The organism is Nocardioides litoris (assembly GCF_006346315.1).
Classification (GTDB): domain Bacteria; phylum Actinomycetota; class Actinomycetes; order Propionibacteriales; family Nocardioidaceae; genus Nocardioides; species Nocardioides litoris.
Genome location: NZ_VDMR01000009.1, coordinates 233,169 through 254,361, shown reverse-complemented (window position 1 = coordinate 254,361; position 21,193 = coordinate 233,169). Strand labels below are relative to the sequence as shown.

General features: G+C 72.1%; 24 protein-coding genes. 3 read left to right on the top strand and 21 right to left on the bottom strand.

Features of this window, described 5'->3' with window-relative positions; all coding sequences use genetic code 11:
* Position 1 precedes the first annotated feature (1 nt).
* The 12 genes from FJQ57_RS20915 to FJQ57_RS20860 form a co-directional block, all read right to left on the bottom strand.
* The gene (locus FJQ57_RS20915; protein WP_139984085.1) at positions 2 to 1,447 is read right to left on the bottom strand and encodes an aldehyde dehydrogenase; all 1,446 of its coding nucleotides are present in this window, start codon (positions 1,445 to 1,447) and stop codon (positions 2 to 4) included.
* Positions 1,444 to 1,659 (bottom strand): 2-hydroxymuconate tautomerase family protein, encoded by a 216-nt coding sequence (locus FJQ57_RS20910; protein WP_139984083.1) that lies wholly within the window; start codon positions 1,657 to 1,659, stop codon positions 1,444 to 1,446. Before FJQ57_RS20910 ends, FJQ57_RS20915 begins: the two co-directional genes overlap by 4 nt.
* A 3-nt stretch (positions 1,660 to 1,662) precedes the next feature.
* Positions 1,663 to 2,475, bottom strand: a complete 813-nt coding sequence (locus FJQ57_RS20905; RefSeq protein WP_139984081.1) for a 2-keto-4-pentenoate hydratase — start codon at positions 2,473 to 2,475, stop codon at positions 1,663 to 1,665.
* Positions 2,472 to 3,449 carry a PDR/VanB family oxidoreductase gene (locus FJQ57_RS20900; RefSeq protein ID WP_211349244.1) on the bottom strand — a complete coding sequence of 326 codons (978 nt, stop codon included), beginning with the start codon at positions 3,447 to 3,449 and terminating at the stop codon, positions 2,472 to 2,474. The genes FJQ57_RS20905 and FJQ57_RS20900 overlap by 4 nt, the downstream gene beginning before the upstream one ends.
* Positions 3,442 to 4,137, bottom strand: a complete 696-nt coding sequence (locus FJQ57_RS20895) for an HAD family hydrolase (protein ID WP_139984079.1) — start codon at positions 4,135 to 4,137, stop codon at positions 3,442 to 3,444. The genes FJQ57_RS20900 and FJQ57_RS20895 overlap by 8 nt, the downstream gene beginning before the upstream one ends.
* On the bottom strand, positions 4,137 to 4,433 hold the full coding sequence (locus tag FJQ57_RS20890; protein WP_211349242.1) for a hypothetical protein: 297 nt from the start codon (positions 4,431 to 4,433) through the stop codon (positions 4,137 to 4,139). The genes FJQ57_RS20895 and FJQ57_RS20890 overlap by 1 nt, the downstream gene beginning before the upstream one ends.
* Positions 4,426 to 5,682, bottom strand: a complete 1,257-nt coding sequence (locus tag FJQ57_RS20885) for an aromatic ring-hydroxylating oxygenase subunit alpha (protein WP_139984077.1) — start codon at positions 5,680 to 5,682, stop codon at positions 4,426 to 4,428. The genes FJQ57_RS20890 and FJQ57_RS20885 overlap by 8 nt, the downstream gene beginning before the upstream one ends.
* 84 nt (positions 5,683 to 5,766) lie before the next feature.
* Positions 5,767 to 7,575 (bottom strand): PEP-utilizing enzyme, encoded by a 1,809-nt coding sequence (locus FJQ57_RS20880; RefSeq protein WP_139984076.1) that lies wholly within the window; start codon positions 7,573 to 7,575, stop codon positions 5,767 to 5,769.
* 53 nt (positions 7,576 to 7,628) lie between these two features.
* Positions 7,629 to 8,744 (bottom strand): PEP/pyruvate-binding domain-containing protein, encoded by a 1,116-nt coding sequence (locus FJQ57_RS20875; protein WP_139984074.1) that lies wholly within the window; start codon positions 8,742 to 8,744, stop codon positions 7,629 to 7,631.
* Positions 8,745 to 8,748: 4 nt separating this feature from the next.
* A complete protein-coding gene (locus FJQ57_RS20870) occupies positions 8,749 to 9,798 on the bottom strand; it encodes a histidine phosphatase family protein (RefSeq protein ID WP_139984072.1) in 1,050 nt (349 codons plus the stop codon).
* Positions 9,798 to 10,709 (bottom strand): catechol 2,3-dioxygenase, encoded by a 912-nt coding sequence (locus tag FJQ57_RS20865; protein WP_139984070.1) that lies wholly within the window; start codon positions 10,707 to 10,709, stop codon positions 9,798 to 9,800. The genes FJQ57_RS20870 and FJQ57_RS20865 overlap by 1 nt, the downstream gene beginning before the upstream one ends.
* On the bottom strand, positions 10,709 to 11,815 hold the full coding sequence (locus tag FJQ57_RS20860) for a catechol 2,3-dioxygenase (RefSeq protein WP_211349240.1): 1,107 nt from the start codon (positions 11,813 to 11,815) through the stop codon (positions 10,709 to 10,711). Before FJQ57_RS20860 ends, FJQ57_RS20865 begins: the two co-directional genes overlap by 1 nt.
* A 100-nt stretch (positions 11,816 to 11,915) precedes the next feature.
* Here FJQ57_RS20860 and FJQ57_RS20855 point away from each other — a divergent pair, with 100 nt between their 5' ends.
* From FJQ57_RS20855 to FJQ57_RS20845, 3 genes are read left to right on the top strand one after another with little or no spacing between them, the layout of a single operon-like run.
* A complete protein-coding gene (locus FJQ57_RS20855; protein ID WP_139984068.1) occupies positions 11,916 to 12,605 on the top strand; it encodes a hypothetical protein in 690 nt (229 codons plus the stop codon).
* On the top strand, positions 12,602 to 13,375 hold the full coding sequence (locus tag FJQ57_RS20850) for an IclR family transcriptional regulator (protein WP_139984066.1): 774 nt from the start codon (positions 12,602 to 12,604) through the stop codon (positions 13,373 to 13,375). Before FJQ57_RS20855 ends, FJQ57_RS20850 begins: the two co-directional genes overlap by 4 nt.
* Entirely contained in the window at positions 13,372 to 13,764 is a 393-nt protein-coding gene (locus tag FJQ57_RS20845) for a Rieske (2Fe-2S) protein (protein WP_211349238.1), read from the top strand. The genes FJQ57_RS20850 and FJQ57_RS20845 overlap by 4 nt, the downstream gene beginning before the upstream one ends.
* Before the next feature lie 42 nt (positions 13,765 to 13,806).
* Here FJQ57_RS20845 and FJQ57_RS20840 read toward each other — a convergent pair whose 3' ends face one another.
* The 9 genes from FJQ57_RS20840 to FJQ57_RS20800 form a co-directional block, all read right to left on the bottom strand.
* On the bottom strand, positions 13,807 to 14,454 hold the full coding sequence (locus FJQ57_RS20840) for a flavin reductase family protein (RefSeq protein ID WP_246081951.1): 648 nt from the start codon (positions 14,452 to 14,454) through the stop codon (positions 13,807 to 13,809).
* 17 nt (positions 14,455 to 14,471) lie between these two features.
* On the bottom strand, positions 14,472 to 15,371 hold the full coding sequence (hsaC, locus tag FJQ57_RS20835) for an iron-dependent extradiol dioxygenase HsaC (RefSeq protein WP_139984064.1): 900 nt from the start codon (positions 15,369 to 15,371) through the stop codon (positions 14,472 to 14,474).
* 10 nt (positions 15,372 to 15,381) lie between these two features.
* Complete coding sequence (hsaD, locus tag FJQ57_RS20830; protein WP_139984062.1) at positions 15,382 to 16,269, bottom strand: 4,5:9,10-diseco-3-hydroxy-5,9,17-trioxoandrosta-1(10),2-diene-4-oate hydrolase; 888 nt, start codon at positions 16,267 to 16,269, stop codon at positions 15,382 to 15,384.
* 3 nt (positions 16,270 to 16,272) lie between these two features.
* Complete coding sequence (gene hsaA, locus FJQ57_RS20825) at positions 16,273 to 17,439, bottom strand: 3-hydroxy-9,10-secoandrosta-1,3,5(10)-triene-9,17-dione monooxygenase oxygenase subunit (protein ID WP_139984060.1); 1,167 nt, start codon at positions 17,437 to 17,439, stop codon at positions 16,273 to 16,275.
* Between the two features lie 101 nt (positions 17,440 to 17,540).
* Positions 17,541 to 17,981: a hypothetical protein gene (locus FJQ57_RS20820; RefSeq protein ID WP_139984059.1), complete on the bottom strand. Its 441-nt coding sequence runs from the start codon at positions 17,979 to 17,981 to the stop codon at positions 17,541 to 17,543.
* Complete coding sequence (locus tag FJQ57_RS20815) at positions 17,978 to 19,165, bottom strand: molybdopterin-dependent oxidoreductase (protein ID WP_139984057.1); 1,188 nt, start codon at positions 19,163 to 19,165, stop codon at positions 17,978 to 17,980. The genes FJQ57_RS20820 and FJQ57_RS20815 overlap by 4 nt, the downstream gene beginning before the upstream one ends.
* A gap of 10 nt (positions 19,166 to 19,175) precedes the next feature.
* The gene (locus FJQ57_RS20810; RefSeq protein WP_139984055.1) at positions 19,176 to 19,841 is read right to left on the bottom strand and encodes a class I SAM-dependent methyltransferase; all 666 of its coding nucleotides are present in this window, start codon (positions 19,839 to 19,841) and stop codon (positions 19,176 to 19,178) included.
* Entirely contained in the window at positions 19,838 to 20,509 is a 672-nt protein-coding gene (locus FJQ57_RS20805; RefSeq protein ID WP_139984053.1) for a TIGR04282 family arsenosugar biosynthesis glycosyltransferase, read from the bottom strand. Before FJQ57_RS20805 ends, FJQ57_RS20810 begins: the two co-directional genes overlap by 4 nt.
* Positions 20,506 to 21,165 (bottom strand): glycosyltransferase family 2 protein, encoded by a 660-nt coding sequence (locus FJQ57_RS20800; protein WP_139984051.1) that lies wholly within the window; start codon positions 21,163 to 21,165, stop codon positions 20,506 to 20,508. Before FJQ57_RS20800 ends, FJQ57_RS20805 begins: the two co-directional genes overlap by 4 nt.
* Positions 21,166 to 21,193 lie beyond the last annotated feature (28 nt).

The following is a 21,193-nucleotide window of genomic DNA, read 5'->3' as shown; positions in this document are numbered from 1 at the left end:
GTCAGCGGCGGATCTGCATGACTACGGCCTTGGGCTCGGTGAAGAACTCGCGGCTGAAGTTGCCGCCCTCGCGCCCGACACCGGAGTCGCCCGCTCCCCCGAACGGCGTGCGCAGGTCGCGGATGAAGAAGCAGTTGACCCACACGGTGCCGGCACGCAGCTGCGAGGCGACGCGGTGCGCGCGCGAGAGGTTCTCGGTGAAGAGCATCGCGTTGAGGCCGTAGCGGCTGTCGTTGGCCATCGCCACGACCTCCTCCTCGCTCTCGAAGCGGTTGACGACGCAGACGGGTCCGAAGATCTCCTCGCAGTACGCCGGGGCGGTCAGCGGCAGGTCGGTGACGATCGTGGGTCGCACGATCCAGCGCCCGTCCCCGTCGACACCACCGGTCAGCACCTTGCCGCCATCGGTCTCCAGGCCCTCGACGTACGACGCCACCTTGGCGAAGTGGCGCTTGCTGGCCAGGCACGAGAACCGGGTGGCCGGGTCGACGGGGTCGCCGACGGTCAGCGCCTCGGCGGCGGCGACGAAGCGGTCCATGAACTCGTCGTAGACGCCGGCGCCGACGTAGAGCCGCGAGCCCGCGAGGCAGATCTGGCCGGCGTTGCGGAAGATCGCCTCGACGGCCCAGTGCACGGCGTTGTCGAGGTCGGCGTCGTCGAAGACGATGTTGGCGCCCTTGCCGCCGAGCTCGAGCGAGACCGGGGCGAGGTGCGTCGCGGCCGAGGCCATCACGGCACGGCCGGTGACCGAGGAGCCGGTGAAGGTGACCCGGTCGACGCGGTCGTCGGCCACGAGCGAGGAGCCTGCCGGGTCGCCGTGGCCGTTGAGGACGTTGATGACGCCGGGCGGCAGACCGGCCTCGACCGCCAGGCGGCCGAGCATGGTCACCGAGGCCGGGGTGTCCTCCGAGGGCTTGATGACGCAGGTGTTGCCCCAGGCGATGGCAGGCGCGACCTTCCAGCTGGCCATCATGAGGGGGAAGTTCCAGGGGCTGATGGCGGCGACGACCCCGGCGGGGCCGTACTCACTGTAGGTGTGGTGGCCCGAGTCCATCGGGTAGACCTCGCCGACGTGGTCGCGCTGGTGGTCGGCGAAGAACCGGAAGTTCCACACCGAGCGGCCGACGTCGTGCCGGGCCTGCGCGAGCGGCTTGCCCATGTCGGTGGTGTCGGCAGTGGCCAGCTCGTCGGTGTGGGCCGCCAGGACGTCGGCGAGCCGGTGGATCGCCTTCGCCCGCTCGGCGCGGCCCATCCGGGGCCAGTCGCCCTCGTCGAAGGCGCGCCGCGAGCTCGCGACGGCGCGCGCCGCGTCGTCGGGTCCGCCCTCGGCGGCGTCGGCCCAGACCTCCTGGGTCCACGGGTTCTGGACCTCGAAGGTGCGGCCGTCGGCGGAGCCGACCTCCTCGCCGTCGATGACGTGGCCGAAGTGCTGACGGTCCTGGCTCATGGGGTCTCCTCCTGCGGTTGCCGGGCCCGACGCTCGGCGATGGTCTCGTCGCCGGCGGCCCAGTGGGTGGCGGGCACCTCGCGCACGACGACACGGACGGCGGCGACCGGGGCGTCGACCGCGTCGACCGCGGCCTGGGTCAGGCCGGTGATCAGGGCGCGGAGCTGCTCGGAGCTGCGGCCCTCGACGAGCGTGACCTCGATCAACGGCACGGCTCAGCCCTCCCCGCCGTCGATGCGGACCGACCCCAGGTGGTCGAAGTGCGCGGTCACCGACACCCCGGGCGGGGCGAACACGGCGTCGGTCATGCCACCGGTCAGGACGACCCAGCCGGCCTCGATGGCGTGGCCTCGGCGGGCCAGGTCGTTGGCGGCCAGGGCGAGGGCCTCGCCCGGGTGCCCCTGCACGGCGGCCCCCGTGGCGGTGTCAACGATCTCGCCGTCGACCTCGACGCGGACGGCCTCGGCGGCCAGGTCGAGGTCGGCGGGCGCCCGCGCGACCGACCCGACGACGTACGCCGCCGAGGAGGCGTTGTCGGCCGCGACGTCGCCGGCCTTGAAGCGGAAGTCCTGGTAGCGGCTGTCGATGACCTCGACCCCGCCGTGCACGGAGGCCACCGCCGCCATCGCCTGCTCACGGGTGACGTCGGGGCCCTCGAGCCGCTCGCCCATCACGAGGACGATCTCGGGCTCGACCCGGGGGTGGATGAGCCGGGACTGCGGCACCGGGTCGCCTGCGTCGAGCACCATCGCGTCGGTGAGCCAGGCGACGAACGGGGAGTGCACACCCATCCGCTGCTGCTTGGCCACGCTGGTGAGCCCGAGCTTGACCCCGACGAGCTTCTCGCCACGGTCGAGCCGCGCCTGCAGGTTGAGGTCCTGGACCTCGTACCCGGTGTCGAGGTCGAGGTCGGGCCAGTCGTCGGTGAAGGGCGGGCGCTCGATGCGCTCGTCCTCGCAGCGCAGCAGCTCGGCGGCCACCGCCGCGACGGTCCACCCGCCCTCGGGGGGTGCGGTCGGGGTCGTCACAGGTCGAGCTCCAGTCGGTCGCAGGTGGGCTTGGAGCAGCAGATCAGCATCTTGTCGCCGGCTGCCTTCTCCCGCTTGGTGAGCACGAGGTCGCGGTGGTCCACGGTCCCGGAGAGCACAGAGGTGATGCAGGAGCCGCAGATGCCGTCACGGCAGTCGTTCTCGACCTCGACCCCGACGGCGAGCACCTTGTCGAGGATGTTGGCGTCGGGCTGCAGGCGCAGGGTGTGGCCCGAGCGCGCCAGGACGAGCTCGTAGCCCTCGCCGGCGGGGGCGTCGTCGCCGGGAGGAGCCGCACGCTCGACGCCGGCGCTGCTGAAGAGCTCGAAGCGGACGACGTCCTGGTCGGGGCCGTGGACGGTCTCGGCCGCGGCCTCGACGGCTCGCAGGAGCGGCAGCGGGCCGCAGACGTAGACGAGACCGTCGGCCGGCAGGTCCTTGAGCACGGCCTCGAGGTCCGGGCGGCCGTCGCGGTCCTCGGCGAGGAACGTGACCCGGTCACCGAGTCGCGCCAGGCGCTGGCGGAACGCCATGGTCTGCTCGCTGCGCCCGCCGTACACCAGCCGGAACGGCCGACCCTCGCGGTCGAGGTGCTCGGCGAACGCCATGATCGGGGTGATGCCGACGCCTCCGGCCACGAGCGCGTGGAAGGGCGCTTCCTCGAGCGCGAAGCTCTGCTTGGGCCGGGTGACCTTCAGGCGGTCGCCGACGCGCAGCTCGTCGTGCAGGTACGCTGACCCGCCACGGCCCTCCGGCTCGCGCAGCACCGCGACCTGCCAGGACGACAGGTCCCGGGGGTCGCCGCACAGGGAGTACTGGCGCGTGGAGCCGTCGGGGACGTAGACGTCGATGTGCGCCCCGGGCTCCCACGCGGGCAGCGGGCCGTCGCTCTCGATGCGGGCCAGCCGCAGCGACAGGACGCCCTCGGCCTCGAGGGTCATCTGGGTGACGCGGAGCTCGCGCTGCTCAACCACGGTCGTCCTCCTCGTGTCCGGGTACGGCGTCCCCCGGGTCGGAGGGCAGGCCCATCAGCTCGCGTGCCGCGGCGAACGCCGCCTCGGGGTGGGCCGGGTCGAACCACACCGACGGGATGCCGAGGGCCTCGGCCCCGCGCACGTTGGTCATCTGGTCGTCCACGAACACCATGTCGGCGAACCTGACCTCGAGCCGCTCGGCGAGCAACTCGTAGAGCCGCGGCGCCGGCTTGAGGTGTCCCTCGACCGAGCCGTCGACGACGGTGTCGACGTCGCCGACGACCTCGATGCCGTCGATCCACTCCTGGGTGTGGAACGCGCGCAGGTCGTTGGTCAGGATGCCGATCCGCCGACCGTCGGCGCGCGCGTCGCGCACCAGCCGACGCGCACCCTCGCGCACCAGCGCCGGGCGCGGCGGCTCGTAGAGGTGCGCGATCATCGCCCGGATGTCGGACCCGTGCCCGCCCGCGTCGTGCCACTCCTCGGCCCGGGCCTGCCAGTAGGCGCGCTCGGTGATGCGGCCGGCCTGCAGGTCCTCCCAGACCGGGTCGGGGCGCTCGGCGGTGGCCAGCGGCCCACGCTCGTGGAGCAGCGCGTGGGCGGGACCGTCGGGGTCGTCGGCGACGAGCTCGAAGGGCGTCACCAGCACCGGCCCACCGAAGTCGAGCACCAGTGCCGGCGTGCCCATCAGTGCTCCGGTTCCTCGATGACGGCGTGGGCGAACAGCACGACATTGCCCGTCCACCTGCACTCGGCGCACCAGGTGAGGAAGACGCGGTCGCCGGCGTTCCACCACTCGCTGATCAGGCCGCGGTCCAGCGACGCCGCGCAGGCGGGGCAGAACTTCGGCTTGTCGAGCAGGTGCCGCGCGGCGTCCGAGGCGAACCAGTCGCCCGGCGGTGGCAGCCGGTGCGGGTCGGGCGGGAGCGCGGGCATCGTGCCGTGGTGGGCCGCACGCCCCGCCACCTTGATCGGGTCAGGCACCGGACCCGGCCTTCTCCCGGGCGGCGGCGGCGTCGCGGTGCAGGGCCAGCAGCTCCTCGCGGATCGGGCTGTAGCGCATCGAGCCGCCGTTGATCCACTGGTCGGTGAACGCGGTGCCGGCGCCGAACTTGTCCTTCTCGCACGGCAGCTCGATGATCTCGCGGTGCTCGCGCACCACGCCGGGCGGGTCCTCGCCGTCCTCGACGGAGGCCATCGCCTCCTTGAACATCTTGCGCAGCATCGCCACGCCCTGGTCGGAGCGCCCGAGGTGCTCCTGGGAGCGGTCGGTGATCGCGCCCTGGGAGACCCAGGCCATGACGTCTTGGCCCTCGACGTAGTCGGTGACGAAGTCGCCGTTCTCGTCGAAGATCTCGTAGTCGTAGACGACCGGCCGCTCCTGCGGCTCCCACGTGCCGCCCTCGGGGTGGTGCAGGGAGTAGAAGAGCTTCCAGGTGTGCGTGTCGTCGATCGGGACGCGGATCTGCATCTGGTCGATCCACTGGCCGCCGACGCGCATGCCGTAGGGGAACATCAGCGGGTGGCCGATGGCCCAGTCGTCGTCGGCCTCGGAGTGGCCCTCGAGCATCCGCCGCTTGATGATGCCGAATTCGAACTCGTCGAACGCGACCTTGATGTGCTTCTTCTGGAACGACTTGGGTGCCTCGAAGCCCTGGGTCTGGCCGAGGAACTCGAAGTACGCGCCGTGCAGCCACTCGACGTGGTGCGGGTCGACGGAGTTCTCCATGATCTGCAGCCAGTTGCAGGGCAGCGTCGCCACGCCGATGTCGCGGATGCCGTCCATGACGTAGACGTCGAAGCGCGGCAGCTCCGGCACCGGGCCGGGTCCGACGTAGACCCAGACCATGCCGCCCAGGGTCTGGGCGGAGCCGGCCTTGGCCTTGATCTTGTCGCGGAACGTCGAGTTGTCGTTCTCGGCCGGCTGCTCGACGCACTGGCCGTCGAAGTCGTACTTCCAGCCGTGGTAGCCGCAGCGGATGCCGTCCTCGTGCACGATCCCGTAGGTCAGGGAGGCGCGGCGGTGGGGGCAGGACTCGCCGATGATGCCGTAGCGTCCGGACGGCGTCTTGTAGAGCGTCCAGTTCTCGCCCAGGAGCCGGACGGTCTTGCTGGGCTTGGTGTCGAAGTCCTGCTCGAAGGCGATGGGGTACCAGTAGCGGCGCAGCACCTCGCCCATGGGCGTGCCGGGTCCGACGCTGGTCAGCTCTTCGTTCTGCTCGACCGTCAGCATGGTGTGTCTCCTTGCAGGTGGGTGTGGGTGCGGTGTGTCTGGGGGCCGGGAGGACGCGCGGGCGCGACCTCGAGGGGCGGGCGGTCAGTCGAGGATCGTGACCTTGCCGGTGTTGCCGTCGACGCGGAGCATCTGGCCGGTCTTGATGGTCGTGGTGCCGAAGGCCGTACCGGTGACCGCGGGCAGGCCGTACTCGCGGCACACGATCGCCGCGTGGCTCATCATCCCGCCGACGTCGGTGACGGTCGCCTTGATCTTGCCGAACACGGGCGCCCACGACGGGGCCGTGAGGGTGGCGACGAGGATCTCGCCCTCCTGGATCTCCGAGATCTGCTCGGCTCCGCTGATGACGCGGGCCGGCCCCTCGACCAGGCCCGGTGAGGCGGCGAACCCGGTCAGGACGCCCTCCTCGCCCTCGCCGCCGGCGTTGAGCCAGGCCGCGACCGAGTCGGAGGTGATGCCCCAGAGCATGACGGTGAAGGGCTCGGTGACCACCTCGGGAGGCACGCCGAGCGCGGGGGGTGCCGACCACGACTTCAGCGCGTCGTGGATCCCGCGACGGCGCTCGATCTCCCCGGGCCAGTAGGACGGCCCGCGCGCCGGGGCCCCGACGGCCCACCCCTTGTAGAGGTCGAAGAGGACGTCGGAGACCTCGGAGCGCTTGAACATGAAGACGTCGGCAGCGTCGGTGATGAAGCCGGCCTCCTCGAGCACGCCGCCGAGGTCGCGCATCTTGCGGAAGATCACCGAGTGCGCCCAGTGCTCGACGTAGAAGTTGTGGTTCTCGACGTAGGGGAACACGGTGCGCGACAGGCCGAGCTTGGCGTCGAAGGCCTCGCGGTCCTCGTCGGAGTCGAGCAGCTCGCGGTACTCGGAGACCACCCGGTCGCGCTCGTCGTGGAGCGCGGCGACCGGGCGGTCGAGGTCCTTGCCGTCCTTGACCTTGACGATGTAGTCGGCGATGTAGCCGAGCGGCACCTCGACGTTCTGGATCCAGATCTTGTCGGAGTGGTAGAAGCCCGAGCCGGTCGAGAAGTTGAACCACGGCTCCGCCGCGACCGTCCACTCGTCGATCCACGCCTTGCCGGCCTCGTCGGCCTCCAGGCGCGGCCAGATCTCCAGCACCTCGCCGGAGAAGCGGTCGTCGATGCCCGAGCTGACCGCGAGCCGCGCCAGGCGCTTGAGCTCGTCGTCGGGGCGGAACAGGTCCACGTCGACGCCGGCCACCATCTTGGCGACCGCCAGGTCGGGGATCGAGGGGAAGGCGGCCTTGCAGAAGCCGAAGAAGTCGAGGTAGGCGGCGTAGCCGAGGTTGAGGAACTCGAAGTGGAACTGCCACAGCGTCAGCGCGTGGTCGAGCAGCCGGTGGTAGCTCGAGAGCAGCGCGTTGCCGGCGCCCTGCCCGGCACCGGAGGTGATGACCTCCATCGGCTCCATGACCGGCAGCGCGCTGAAGTCGAGCTCGGTGAGCTGGCGCACGAGGTCGCGGATCTTGACGAGCCAGTCGTCGTAGAGCCGGTCCCAGTTGCCGAAGTAGTAGCCGGCCCGCTCCATGAACAGCGGGACCCGGGCCTCGATCTCCTCGTCGGGCGCCGGCACCGGAGACAGGTAGACGTAGCCGTTGAGGATCCGGTAGTCGACGCCGTACGCCGGGGGGATGAGGTAGTGGCGGGTGTTGTACTGCGAAAGCGAGGCTATTGCGAACTCGAACAGGGTGGTGTCCCACGGCGTGAGCGCCTCGGGCCAGTGCACGCCGTCGTGGAACCAGAAGCCGCCGTCCTCGTAGGTGCGTCGCTCCTCACCGAAGAGCGAGGAGTAGCTGTAGAGGTCCCTCCAGCCCTCGGCGCCGTCGGGGGTCTCGATGTCGAACGGGCTCGGGAAGCGATCAGCCATGGGAACAGTCCTTGGTCCGGTGGGATGGGTGGGTGAGGGGGTGCTGACCCGAGTCAGGCCGACGGGGTGCCCGAGCGCGCCGAGAGGGGGTTGACGAGGGTGTCGACGATGGACGAGACGAGGTCGCCCTGCTGGCCGACGCTGCGCGACTTCTTGCTCCACACCGTCTCGGGGCGGGCCTGCAGCAGGACGACGTCCTCGCCGGCCGGGAGGTCGTCGTCGACGGCCCACTCGATGTCCTGCGGGCAGCCGTAGTGCTTCTCGGCGGCGCGGGCCAGCCGGGCGATGGCGACGACCTCGTCGTCGGTCAGGCACGGGACGTCGACCTGGTCGGCCGGGAGCTCGACGCGGGCGACCTGCGGGTGGCCTGCGCCGTCGGTGGCGTCGACGAGAAGGTGGGCGTGGGTCTTCGGGCTGATCGTGCGGCGTCCGATCGACCACATCACCTTGTCCACCAGGAAGTTGTCGGGAGTGACGTCCCCGGAGACGACACCCTCGCCGAAGCCCCACGCCGCGTCGATGCAGATACCGGAGCGGTCACCGTTGGACGGGTCGAGCGTGAACGCGACGCCCGCGGCCCGGGGTCGCACCATCTTCTGCACCGCCACGGCCATGTCGACCTCGGCGTGGTCGTAGCCCATCTGGTTGCGGTAGGTGATCGCGCGCTCGGTGAACAGGCTGGCCCAGCAGGACCGGATCTTCTCGAGGACCTCGTCGATGCCGCAGACCCACAGATAGGTGTCGTGCTCGCCGGCGAACGACGCGTCGGGCGAGTCCTCCGAGGTGGCCGAGGACCGCACCGCGACCGGGACGTCCTCGACGCCGCTCAGCAGGCACAGGTCGGCGTACTTCCCGCGGATGCAGCGCTCGTGCTCCGTGGCGATCGGCCAGCCGAGGATGAGGTCGCGGGCCTGCATCGCGGCCGAGGACAACGCGGTCTGGTCCTCGGTGTCGACGCCGGCCACGATCTCGCTGATCTGCGCCATCAGGCCCGAGGCCTCACGGGCGTCGACGAAGACGTCGGTGGTGACGGCGAAGCCGGGCGGGACCGGCAGACCCGCCTGGCTCATCGTGCCCAGCGAGGCGCACTTGCCGCCCACGCGCAGGTGCTGGTCGAGGACCAGCGCGTCGAACTGGATGGCACTGTCGTTGTCGGCGTACGTGGTCATGGCACTACTCCTGGAATCGACGGTCGGCGCTGGGCGGCAGGGCGTCGAGGTCGGGGACGCCGACCTCCTGGACCCGGTTGCGGTAGAGCACGAGGGCGGTGGTCCCGCCGGCGAGCAGGCGCACCCGGACGAACTCGGTGTTGAACGGCTCGCCCGGGTCGTAGCCCATGGCGAGGGTCGCGAAGGCGCGGATGGGACCCGAGTGGGTCGCGACGACGACCGTCCTGGCGTCGCTGCGCTCACGGGCGGCGAGGATGCCGCGCCAGAACCGGCGCACGCAGGACACCGGCGGCTCGAAGTACATCATCGGCATGGTCAGCCAGTGGGTGATCGGGTCGCCGCCGCCCTTCTGGATGCCCCAGAAGCGGTCGACGTCGACCAGCCAGCCCGGGCGCTCGCCCAGCCCGACCCGCTCGTACTTCTCCATCTCCCGCTGGTACTGACGGAACGCGCTGGTCACGTCGCGGGGTCCGGCCGGGGTGGCGACCTCGAAGTTGCGGAAGTCCGCGGAGTCGCGCAGCTCGCCGATCGCCGCCTCACGGCCGAAGAGCGACACGTTGTCGAGCAGCCCGCGCCGCACGTGCTCAGCGGTCTGCCGGGCCCGGTTGGTCGGCGCGCACAGCAGCTCGACCTGCATGCCGTCGGTGACGCGGCGGGCCAGCTCCTGTCCGCGGCGATGGGCCTGCCACGAGCCGAGCGGCGTCAGCCCGGACTCGGAGGAGTAGCCTTGGGTCTCGCCGTGGCGGACCAGGTAGACGTCGCACTCGACGTCGCCGAGCTGGTCGCGGCGCTCGGGGACGATCTCCTTGGTGCGGGTGACCTCGGCCCAGGCGCGTGCGGAGCCGACGACGTTGCCGTCGTACATCACCGGGTCGGAGCGGTGCTCGCGTCCACGGTGCTGGCGCAGGTAGAGCGGCAGCGACTCGTCGCCGCGCGCAGCCGGGTCGGCGACGGGCGCCGAGCGTCGAGCGAGGTGACGGCTGAGGTAGGCCGGAGCGTCACCCCGCTCCGTGCGCGGGAACGAGGGCGAGTCCACCCGGTCGTCGGTCGTCATCAGCTGTGGACCGTGAGGAACTGCTGGTTGACGACGCCGTCGTAGTAGAACATCGCACGCCCCATCTCGGCCTCGGTCCACGTGATCGGCTCGGCGCCCGGATCGATCCAGTAGCCACCCGTGAACATCTCGTTGCGGTTGCCGACCGGGTCGAAGAAGTACAGGCACTGGCCCCGGGTGACCCCGTGGCGCGTGGGGTTCGTCTCGACGTTGACCCCGTGGTAGACGCAGACGTCGGCGGCACTGCGCAGGTCGTTCCAGCCGTCGACCCAGAACGCGACGTGGTGCAGGCCCTGGTTGGGGCCGGTGATGAACGCGATGTCGTGGGAGCGGTGGGAGACCTCGAGCCAGCTGGCGATCTGGTACCCGTCGTCACCCATCACCTGCTCGGTGAGCCGGAAGTCGAGATGCTCGACGAGGAACTGGGTGTTGGTGTCGACCTCCTCGGCGGTGAGGAACAGGTGGTCGACGCGCGGCGGGGCGATCCCGACCAGGCCCATCGGTCGCGGGGGCGGGTTGGTCTGCGGGAGCAGGTTGCCGACCTGCTGCATGCCGTAGACCAGCTCCATCACGTGCCCGCTCGGCAGCTGGAAGCGGATCGAGGTGCCGTGGCCGGGGGCCCACTCGTCGGCGGCGTAGCGCTGCACGGCGACGCCGGCCGCCTCGAGCCGCTGCTGGTAGAGGTCGAGGTCCTCGGCGTCGGTGACCTTGAAGCCGAAGTGGTTGAGCCCGTGCGTGGGCTCGAGGGTGAGGACCACGCTGTGGTGCTGGTGCTCGTCCCAGCACTTCAGGAAGACCCGCTGTGCGTCCCTCCCGGTCTCGACCATGCCGACGACCTCGGAGTAGTAGGCGGTGGCCAGCTCGAGGTCGGGGACCCGGAGCTCGACGTGGGACAGTCTCAGAATCGTCATCAGGTGTGCACCTTCATGAAGCGGTCGTTGAGCTCACCCTCGTAGTAGAAGATCGCTCGGCCGATGTTGTCCTCGGTCCAGGTCAGGGTCGGGAAGTCGGGGTCGGGCCGGTAGCCACCGGTGAAGACCTCGTTGCGGGTTCCGAGGGGGTCGAAGAAGTAGATGGTCGAGCCGCGCGTGATGCCGTGGCGTGTGGGTCCGACGTCGACCTGGACGCCGTTGAAGGCGAGGATGTCGGCGGCGCTCCGCACGTCGTCCCAGTCGTCGAGCCAGTAGGCGAAGTGGTGCAGGCCGCCGTTGGCCCCGTGCACGACGGCGAGGTCGTGCGGGGAGTGCGAGCGCTCCATCCAGGTGCCCAGCTGGTGGCCGTTGCCGTCAAGGAGCTGCTCGGTGATGCGGAAGCCGAGCACGTCCATGTAGAACTGCGTCGACTCCCCCACCTCCTCGGCGGTGATGAGCATGTGGTCCATGCGCGGCGGGGCGATCTGGTCGCGGTAGAGCTGGCCCAGGTCCATCTCGGCGGCCAGCTCCTCCCGCAGCGCGTGGTGGCGAGGCCGGGAGGTGCCGAGCTTCTCGACCTCGGCGTAGAGCTCCATGACGTGGCCGCTGGGCGTCGAGAACCGGATCGACTCCCCCTGGCCGAGCGCGTCGCCCCTGGCCAGGCGCTCCACCGGGAAGCCGAAGCGCGTGACGCGGCTCTCGAGGTCGGCCAGGTCGTCCTCGTGGTGGACCTTGAACGACATGAGGTCCATGCCCATCCGCGAGGCGTAGCGCAGCCGGAGCGAGTGGTGGTCCTCCTCGTCCCAGCACTTGAGGTAGACCGAGTCGTCGGTGCGCGCCGTCACCTCCATGCCCATGACCCCGGTGTAGTACGAGGTCGCGAGGTCGAGGTCGGTCACGGTCACGTCGACGTGGCCGAGGCGCAGGATCCCGCGCGGGCGGCCGGCGACCGTGCTGCGTCGGGCCTGCCGCGAGTCGGACGGGTCGAAGCGCTGTCCGTCGGGCGGGGCGTCGGGGGCCATCACCCGGGTCGCGCCGGCCGGGGTCCCCTCGGCGAGGTCGACCTCTCCCGGCGATCCGGGTGTGGTGCCATTCACGTTGCCCATGCCGAGGAACGTAGGTCGGCGACCTCACCCGCGGGCATGATCGTTCCGCGGAGAGGGACACAAGTTTGTGACGCACCTCTCCAGCGGGCACCCTGAGGCGATGAGCGACGACGGCGACGACGCACCCGAGGCGGCCGGCCGGCCCGACCCGGAAGCGGTCCGGACAGCAGTGCGCGACTACGTCTGGACGGTCCACACGACCTACCTCGACCACGTGCGCCACCTCCCTCCCGGCGAGCGAGCCACCCTGCCCCTGGTCGCTGCGGGCCACGTGACCGTCGCGGCCGCCGCGTCGCGCCAGCTCCACCTGGTGGCCACCACGCAGCGGCTCCTCGGGCCGACCGGCACAGCGGTCTCGGTCGACGACGAGTACCTCGACTGCCGCTGGACCGTGTGGTTCTACGACCCCTCGGTGCTGCCGGCGTTGGGCGTCCTCGGCCCCGCGGAGGACGAGTCGGACCGGGTGTGCCGAGCGCTCGGGATCGTTGACACCACCTACCACCTGGAGGTCTCCCCGGGCGGCGGGCTCAGCGCCCACCACGCGCAGCACTCGGGCGTGGCGCTGGCCAACCAGCACGCGCAGGTCCTGCGCGACGTCGACCGGTTGCGCCACGCCCTGCCCCGGGACCTCGAGGTGGTCGAGGAGCTCGCGACGTGCGCGCGCCTCGGGCTGGACCGCGCGGCCGCGCTGCTCGCCGCGGACCTGACCGACCGCCGATTCGTTCCGCTCCGCGGAACGCCTGGTACCGACAGTCTCGCCGCCGTCCTCGCGGACGCGACCCGTCGATGACCGGACGACGTCCCACCGCGCCCCTGTCGAGCGTCGCGACCGCGGCCCGGATCCTGCGGGAGTTCGACAAGCACAGCACCCAGCTCGGGGTCAGCCAGCTGGCCCGCAACGTCGGGGTGGGCAAGAGCACCGCCCACCGGGTCATCTGGACGCTCGTCGAGGAGGGCCTGCTCGAGAAGGTCGAGGAGACCGGGTTGTTCCGCCTCACCACCGCCATGCGGTCACTCGGCACGAGCGCGGAGACGGCGCAGCGGCTGCACGAGGCGGGGACGATGCCGCTCGACGCCCTGCGGGCCCGCACCGCCGGCACGCTGCACATCGCGATCCTCGACGGCGACGACGTCCTCTACGTCGAGCGCCGGGAGGGACCGGGCGCGATCCAGGTCTTCCGGGCGTTCGGCTCGCGGATCCCGGCCTACCGCACGTCCAGCGGCAAGGTCATGCTCGCCTACCTCCCCGACGCGCAGCGGCGACGCGCGCTGGAGACCATCAAGCTGACCGCGCGGACGTCGCGCACCATCACCTCGCGCACGGCCTTCGTCGCCGAGCTGGAGCAGGTGCGCCGGCAGGGTTTCGCCGAGAACCGGGGCGAGTCGGAGGCCAGCATGTGCTCCATCGCCGCGCCGGTGCGCGACCGGATGGGCCGGGTCGTGGCGTCGGTCTCGGTCGCCGAGCACGTCGACGACGTCGACGCCGGCCTGCGCCACCTCGCCGGACCCGTCATCGAGACGGCCAAGCGCGTCTCCGCCGGTCTGGGGTGGACCTGGTGAGCGCCCGGTGGTACCGGCTGTGCCTGGCCGCCGACGTCCCTCCCGGAGCCCTGCTGGGACGCACGATCGGTGACTCCGGCGAGGCCCACGACCGCGTCTGCGTCGCCTCCGGCGCGGACGGTGAGGTGGTCGCGATGCTGGACCGCTGCCCGCACCGTGACGTCGCCCTCTCCGGCGGCGTGGTCCACGGCAGCACCGTGGTGTGCCCCGGGCACTTCTGGCGCTTCGACCTGGCGAGCGGTGAGCGGACCGACCTCCCTCGGCACGCCGTGACGCTGTACCCGACCCGGCTGGTCGACGGCTGGATCGAGGCGCTGGTGCCAGATCCGGCACCACCCGTGCCGATGCGGGAGTGGCTGCTCGGACAGGCCCGCGACCGGACGACCTGAGCACCGGGCCAGGGGCGCGACCCCGCACGGTGGTGCCCGTCCTCAGGTCGTGGTGCGGTACTGGCCCTGGTAGTAGAGCAGCGGCAGCTCGGCCTCGTCGCTGGCAACCAGGTCGAGCACGCGACCGATGACGACGAAGTGGTCGCCGGCCTCGTGGACGGCGTGGATGGTGCAGTCGACGTGACCGAGCGTGCCGGGCAGGACGGGCGAGCCGGTGCCCGCGGACGGGGTCCAGGCCAGGCCGGCGAACTTGTCGTTGCCACGGCTGGCCATGGCGTTGGACAGGTCGGCCTGGTCGTGGGCGAGGAAGTTGACGCAGAAGCGGCCGGCGCGCTGCATCATCGGCCAGGCCCGCGAGGTGCGGGCGGGGATGAACAGCACCAGCGGCGGGTCGAGGGAGACGCTGGAGAACGACTGGCAGGTCATGCCGACCGGCTCGCCGCCGCTCATGGCGGTGACGACGGTGACGCCGGAGGCGAAGCGGCCCAGCACGTCGCGGAAGCGGCGGGCGGCGGCGACGGCCTCGAGATCGTCGGCGGCGACGTCGCTGGTCTCCCCCGGGCGCCACTCGACGTCGAGGTCGACGTCGCCGAGCCAGGAGCTGATCAGCTCGCTGCTGGGCCAGGTCTCGCGGGCGTCGGGACTGATCCCCTCCGGGATCTCCCCCTCGACGGGGCCCTCGATCGGCACGGCGCTCACGGTACGACCTACGCCCCGCCGCCGAACTCGTGCCCCCAGTACGAGACCGCGGTCGACTCCCGGGCCACCCAGCGGGCGTCGTCGACCTCGAGGCCGTCGGTGCCGAACTCCACGTCGAAGCCACCGGGCGAGCGGACGTAGAAGGAGACCATCTCGTCGTTCATGTGCCGGCCGAGCGTCGCCGAGAGCGGCGCACCGTGCTTCTTGACCCGCTGCAGCGCCCGGCCCACGTGGTCGAGCTCGTCGACCTCGAGCATGATGTGGACGCACTTGGACTCGTGGGGCATCGGCAGGAAGGCCAGCGAGTGGTGGCGCGGGTTGACGCCGAGGAAGCGCAGCCAGACCTTCGAGCCCGGTTCCTTGCCGACGAGCTCGCCGGGCATGCTCATCGAGTCGCGCAGCCGGAAGCCGAGCACGTCGGTGTAGAACCGCAGCGCCTCGACGTCGTCGAGCACGGGCAGCACCACGTGGCCCATCCCCTGGTCGCCGGTCACGAAGGTGGCGGCGTACGGCGTGACGAGCGGTCGGGACTCGTAGGCGATGCCGTGGAAGAGCTCGAAGACGTTGTCCCACGGGTCGCTGAACCGCACCAGCTCCTGCACGCGCCGCTCGTCGCACTCCTCGCGGGTGCCGTCGACGAACTCGACGCCAGCCTTCTGCAGGTGCTCGCGGGCCTCCTGCAGGGCGCGCGGGTCGGCGACCTCCCAGCCGACGCAGGCCAGCTGGTCGACGTCGGAGGGGAACACGACGAGGCGGGCGGAGACCTGGTCGATGCGCCAGTACTGGTGGTCGGGGTGGGGCCCGCGCGCCTCGGCGAGGCCGAGGACCTTGCCGGCGAACGTCGTCCAGGCGTCGAGGTCGGTGGACGCGACGCGGACGTAGCCCATCGACCGGATGTCGATCGTCATGCGGGGCTCCTCACGAGCGGGGACGCTCGACGTGGCGAGCGAGGAAGGCGGTGGTGAGCTCGGCGAACTCCTCGGCCGCCTCGATCTGGGCCCAGTGCCCGCACTGGGGGAAGACGTGCAGCTGCGCCCTCGGGATCAGCTTGAGGGCGACCATGGCGCCGTCGAGCGGGTTGACCCGGTCCTCGCGTCCCCAGGTCAGCAAGGTGTGCTTGCGGAGCTGGTGCGCGTCGCGCCACAGCAGGCCGTCCTCGGCGGTGTCGGGCAGGAAGAAGCTCATGCCCATCTGCCGCATGGCCTCCTGCGCGCCGGGCGCGGTGGCGTCGGCGTACCGCTCCTCGACGAGCTCGTCGGTGACCAGCGACTGGTCGTGGACCATGCAGGAGATGAAGGCCCGCAGCGCCTCGCGCGTCGGGTCGGCGCTGAAGTCCATCAGCCGCCGCACGCCCTCGGTCGGGTCGGCGTGGAAGAGGTTGAGGCTGAGCCCGCCGGGACCCATCAGCACCAGCCTGCCGACCCGGTCGGGGTGGTCGAGGGCCAGCCGCATCGCCGTACCGCCGCCGAGGCTGTTGCCGAGCAGGTGGACCCGGTCGACGCCCAGCTCGTCGAGCAGCCGGAGCACGTAGCCGGCGGCGTGCCGGTAGTAGTTGCCGACGACGTCGGGTCGGTCGGAGGCGCCGAAGCCCGGCTGGTCGACCAGCAGCGTGCGGAACGACGCCGCGAAGTGCGGCAGCGCCCGGCCGAAGTTGCTCCACGCGGAGGCACCGGGCCCGCCGCCGTGCAGCATCACCAGCGGCAGCCCGCCGCCGACCTCGGTGGGCTCGCCGGCGTCGTAGAAGTTGAGGGTGGCGTCGCCGGCCTTGGCGGAGCGCCGGGTGGCCTCCTGGGACAGGTCGGCCACGGCTCAGTACATCCCCGGGTCGACCTTGTGGCCGAACTCGTGGGCACCGAACATCTGCAGCGCCCGCTCGGGGTCGTTGGCGGCGTGCACGCGCCCGGCGTGGGCGTCGCGCCAGGCGCGCTGGAGGTAGGTGCCGGTGGCCAGGGCGCGCCCGCCGGAGGCCTCGAAGAGGGTGTCGATGGCGTCGATGGCGCGCTGGCTGCCGATCACCTGGTCGCGCCGGACCTTCAGACGGGAGCGCAGCGGGATCTTCTCCCCTTTGGCCACGTAGGCCTGCTCCTCGCGGATGTTGTTGACCAGCAGCGCCCAGGCGGCGTCGATCTCCGAGGACGCACGGGCGATCCGGACCGCGGCGAACGGGTCGAGCGAGGCCTTCTCCCCCAGGTACGCCGCGCGCGTGCGCGCCTTCTGCATCTCCACGTGCTCGGCGTAGGCCCCCATGGCCATGCCGATGATCGGGGTCGTGATCGTGCCGGTGAAGATCGAGTGGAAGGGCAGCTTGTAGAGGTCGGAGGTGTTGTGCTCCTGGCCGGGTCCGCGGCACTGGCCCGTCTCGCCCATGCTGAGCGTGAACGCCTCGGGCACGAAGACGTCGTCGACGATGACGTCGTTGGAGCCCGTGCCGGCCAGGCCGACCATGTGCCACACGTCGACGATCGTGTAGTCGTCACGCGGCACCATGAACGTCTTGAAGTCGACGACCTGGCCCTCGGCGTTGAAGACCAGGCCGCCCAGCAGCACCCACGAGCAGTGGTCGCACCCGGAGGAGAAGCTCCACCTGCCCGACAGGCGGTAGCCGCCGTCGGCGACGGTGGCCTTGCCCGTCGGGGCGTAGGACGAGCTCAGCCGGGTGCTGGTGTCCTCGCCCCAGACCGCCTGCTGGGCCTCTTCGCTGAAGAGGGCCACCTGCCAGGGGTGCACGCCGACCACGCTGGAGACCCAGCCGGTCGACCCGCAGGCGCTGGAGATGTCACGGACCGCGGTGTAGAAGTCGACCGGGTCGGACTCGAAGCCGTCGAAGCGGCGTGGCTGGAGCAGCTTGAAGAAGCCGGTCTCCTCCAGCTCCTTGATCGAGTTCTCCGGGACGACGCGCAGCCGCTCGGTCTCGTCGGCGCGCTCGCGCAGACCGGGGAGCAGGTCGCGGACGCCGTCGAGTACTGCCTGGGACATGGGTGCCTCCTGTGCTGGGCCGTGTCTGCCCCCAGACTAGAACACGTTCTAGTCTCGGTCCAGCCAGCACGCCCACCCTTCCGGCGGGCCGGGCGGGACGGCTACGCCTCGGGGTCCGGCCCCGGCCCGGACTCGGGTCGACCACGGCGGACCCGCACGACCGTGGCGGCCACCACGGCGACGACGACGAGCAGCGCCAGCGCGGTCCAGCCCCAGCCGTAGGACCGGTCGAGGAGCGTGGGGTTGTCGGCCCGGCGGCCGTAGGCCAGGAGCACCGGCACCGCGGCCAGGGTCACCGACCCGAGCACGACGGCGCCGACGGCCACCGGCGTCCGGGCCGCCGCGGGCACCCGACGCACGAGCAGGGCGCCGACCAGCAGCACCGCGCCGGCCAGCACGGCGTCGTGCAGCACGACGCCCGCGATCCACCAGGTCGCCACGGCCTCCAGCTGGTCGGGCCGCTGGCGCTGCCACAGCAGCAGGAACCCGTACGCCGCGACGACGACGCCGATGCCGACCAGGACGGCCCGGGCGGCCCTCACGCCAGCACCTCGATCGAGCCGACCCACTTGGTCTGCAGCACGCCGGGCCGGTTGGGCGCGATGATGCGGCAGGGGTAGCCGTGGTCGAGGGCCAGCGTCTCGCCGTCGAGCCCCAGGGCGAGCAGGGTGCGGTCGTCGGCGGCGAAGTTCCCCTGCAGCGTCGTCACCGTGTACGACGGCCCGTCGGTCTGCATCGAGCGGACCCGCAGGTCGCTGTCGGCCGGGGCGTCGACGAGCGCCAGCAGGTCGCGGACCCGCACGCCGCTCCACGTGCCGCTCGCGCTCCAGCCCTCGACGCACGCGATGGGCAGCGTCTCGGTGCGCTGCGGCATGGCCAGCAGGTCGTCGCGGCTGAGCTCGACCGACCGCTCACCGTGGCTCACCGACAGCCGCCAGGCCTCGCTGGTGACGGCGGGGACCACGCCGGCCGCGGCGGCCGAGCCGTTGATCGGGATGCCCTGCGGCCCGTCACCGGAGCGGACCCCGAAGACCGACACCTGCCGCAGCCCGGGCACCGACTGTCCGGCCACGGCCAGGGCGGCCACGCCCGCGGCCAGCCAGGTGGTGCGCAGCAGGCCACGGCGGCTCAAGACGCCCTGCGTGCCCCGGGGCGAGCGCGCCGACTCGCGGTCCTGGGACTCGTCGTCGACGTCGGCGCCGAGCGCCCGGCGGATCACCGGGAGCTTGACCGCGATGTGCACGACCAGCGCCCCGATGAGGACGAAGGACGTCGCGTAGTGGGTGGCCCGGAACGAGAACGTCCAGGGGTACCACTGGGCGCTGTTGGCGAGCCCGATCGCGAGCTGGAAGACCGCGGTGGCGACGAGGACGGCGATGGAGAGCCGCTCGAGGACGGTGACGAGGAGCGGCCCCGGCCGGAAGGGGCCGACCCGTTCGAACAACCGCGGGTAGACAGTCCAGAGCTTGACCAGCAGCAGCGGCACGGCGGCGGTGCCGGCGACCACGTGCAGGCCCTGGGTGAGCCGGTAGCCCCACGACGGGCTGGTCGGGAACGGCACCGGCTGGCTCGGCTGCTGGGCGTAGTGGCTGAGCAGGCCGGTCAGGAAGCAGACGCCGAAGGTGATGCCGAGCCAGAGCCCCACCCGCGCGGCCACGGCCGGGCTGCGCAGCCGGGAGGTGAAGCGATCGGGGCTGGGCACCAGCCCGGCTGCACGTGAGGTCATCGGGTGATCATCACCCGACACCGCCGCGCGGCACGAGCAGGGAGACCCAGCGCGAGCCGTGCTGGGTGGTGCCGGCGACGCGCAGACCGGCCTCGCGAGCCACCCGGTCGACGTCGTCGACACCGAGCACGGCCCAGCGGAAGGGCCGGCTGCGCACGCCGCGGCACTCCAGCGCCGCCCACGACACGGTGGCCGGGACGCCCGGCGGCGCCACCTCGACCACGGCGCGGCCGCGCGCGGTCATCAGCTCGCGGACGCGGCGCAGCAGCTGCACCGGGTCGCCCCCGATGCCGACGTTGCCGTCGGCCAGCAGCACGGTCGACCACCGGCCCTCGCGCGGCAGGCGGTCGAAGACGTCGCGGCGCATCGCGGTCGCGCCGCGCTCGACGGTCTGGGAGACCGCCTCGGGCACCACGTCGATGCCCAGGGCCGGCAGGCCGCGCTGCACCAGGGCCGCGGTCATCCGGCCCGGCCCGCAACCGATGTCGAGCGTGGCGCCGCGGCACAGGTCGAGCAGGGCGTGGTCGTGGCCCTCGGCGGGCCGGGTCCAGTCCTCCACGGGGAGGACGGAGGGCTCGGCGTCGAGGCCCAGCACCTGGCAGGGATGCCCGCGCAGGGCGTCGGAGAAGACCTCCGAGAACGACATCTCGTCGGGCCGGTTGAGCTGGTCGGTCATTGCGCCACCACCCTGTCGAGCCAGCCGCGACCGAAGCGGGTCGCGGGCGCTGACCGGGCGACCCGGTCTGCGTCGTCGACGGTGTCGACGTCGGAGAGCTCCACGGCAGCGCCGACGTCGAGCCCGGCCGCCACGAGCGCGGCCCTCGTCGCATCGTACGTGCCGTCCGTGGACATCGGGACACCGCGCAGGCAGTCGGCCGCGGCCGGGTCGCGCAGCGCGAGCACCCACCAGCCGCCGTCGTCGGCCGGCCCGAGCACCGCGTCGTGGCGCAGCAGGCCCGCGGCGACCTCGTCGAGGAGGGCCGGGGTGACCTGCGGGGTGTCCATGCCGACCTGCACGACCGGCCCGGGTGCCACGCGCGCGGCGTCGAGGTGGGCGGCGGCGAGCCGCTCGTCGAACCCGTCGCCGCGCTGCGGCACCACGGTCCAGCCCGCCAGGGCGCCACGGAGCTCGGCGGACCGCTCGGCGCTGTCGAGGTCACCGGTCATGGCCACGACCCGGCGTACGGCGTGCCCGGCGGCGTCGAGGGTGTCGAGCAGCGCGGCGGCCGCGAGGTCGGCCGCGGCCTGCTCCCCCACCCCGGCGGCCAGGCGGGTCTTGGCCAGGCCGGCGACGGGCGCCTTGGCCACCACGAGCGCGGTCCAGCCGTCCAGCGGCCCGCTCATCGGCTGAGCACCTTGGCGAAGTCGCGCGCGGTGCGCGCGGTGCCGACGACCGAGCCGGAGACCTTGGACCGGGTGCCCTCGGCGCGCGGGTGGTAGGCGACGTCGCGCTCGGCGAACCGCCACCCGGCGGCGGTGGCGCGCTGCAGCATCTCGACCGGGTAGCCGAAGCGCCGGTCGGTCACCCCGAGCTCCAGGAGCGCGTCGCGCCGGCAGACCCGCATCGGCGCGATGTCGTGGGCGTCGAGGTCGATCCGGCGACGCAGCCAGGCCACGATGAGCGCGTTGCCGGCGCGGGCGTGCCAGGGCCACACGCCGCGGCGCACCGGCCGCCGGCGACCGACGGCGATGTCGGCCCGGCCGCTGCGCACGTCGTCGAGCAGCAGCAGCACCTCGTCGGGGTCGAAGGACCCGTCTCCATCCATGAACGCCACGAAGGGGTTCGTCGCCGCGAGCAGTCCGGCGTGCACGGCGGCGCCGTACCCCGGTGTGGTCTCCGTCACGACGCGGGCGCCCAGCCCCCGGGCGACCTCGGCCGTGCCGTCCGTCGACCCGTTGTCGACGACGATCACCGACAGGGACGGCGGGATGCTCGGGAGGAGGCTCCGCAGGGCGGCCGCCTCGTCTCGGCAGGGCAGGATCAGGTCGCAGTCAGGCATCGTTGTCCGACCGTAGGGACCCGGTGGT